Annotated in this window: 1 protein-coding gene; it reads right to left on the bottom strand. The window is 67.9% G+C overall.

The features are described from left to right. Nucleotides 1-1,031 (bottom strand): acyltransferase domain-containing protein (locus ABT324_RS33380; RefSeq protein ID WP_351185920.1); only part of this gene is annotated, 1,031 nt, incomplete at both ends.

Consider the following 1,031-nt stretch of genomic DNA (forward strand, 5'->3'; position numbering starts at 1 on the left):
GTGGGAGACGCGCAGCCAGGTGGTGCGGTGCTGGCTCAAGCCGTCTGCGATCTCACGGAGTGCCTTGTCTTCGCCGGAGAGGACGAGTGAGTTGGTGCTGTTGATGGCGGCGATGCCGACCTTGTCCTCGTAGCCGGTCAGGTGGGGCAGTACTTCGGTTTCGGTGGCGTTGATGGCCACCATGGCGCCGCCTTCGGGGAGGGTTTGCATGAGTCGGGCGCGTTCGGTGATGAGGGTGGCGGCGTCGGTGAGGGTGAGTGTGCCGGTGATGTGGGCGGCGGTGATTTCGCCGATGGAGTGCCCGGTGACGGTGTCGGGTGTGATGCCCCAGGATTCCCAGAGTCGGTAGAGGGCGGTCTGGAAGGCGAAGAGTGCTGGTTGGGTGTACTGGGTTTGGTTGAGCAGGTCCTCGTCGTCACCGAACATGACGTCGCGGAGTGGGTGCGGCAGGTGGTGGTCGAGCTCGTCGCAGGCGGCGTCGAAGGCCTTGGCGTAGGCCGGGTAGGTGTCGTAGAGCTCGCGCCCCATGCCCAGACGTTGGGAGCCCTGGCCGGAGAAGACCATCACCAACTCGCCCTCGCGCGCCCGGCCGGTAACCACGTCGGGATGTGCTCCGCCCCGGGCGAAGGTGAGGAGGGCCTGCACCCGACGGGCGGCGTCGTCGGCGACGACCACGGCGCGCTCCTCCTGCCGGGCGCGCGTGGTCGCGAGCGAGTAGCCGATGTCGAGCACCGAGTCGCCCTCGGAGACGTGGTTCGCGAGCCGGGCCGCCTGGGCGCGCAGAGCCGCCTGGCTGCGCGCCGTCAGCACCCACGGGATGTGGGGAAGTTCCTGCTGCGTCCGGGTTTCGTGGGTGGTGGGTGGTTGTTCGATGATGATGTGGGCGTTGGTGCCGCTGATGCCGAAGGAGGAGATCGCGGCGCGGCGTGGGTGGTGGGTGTCTGGCCAGGCCTGGTTTTGTGTGAGCAGGGTGACGGACCCGGTGTTCCAGTCGACCTGGTTGGTGGGTTCGTCGACGTGCAGTGTGCGGG

The organism is Saccharopolyspora sp. NPDC000359, assembly GCF_040300525.1.
GTDB lineage: Bacteria > Actinomycetota > Actinomycetes > Mycobacteriales > Pseudonocardiaceae > Saccharopolyspora.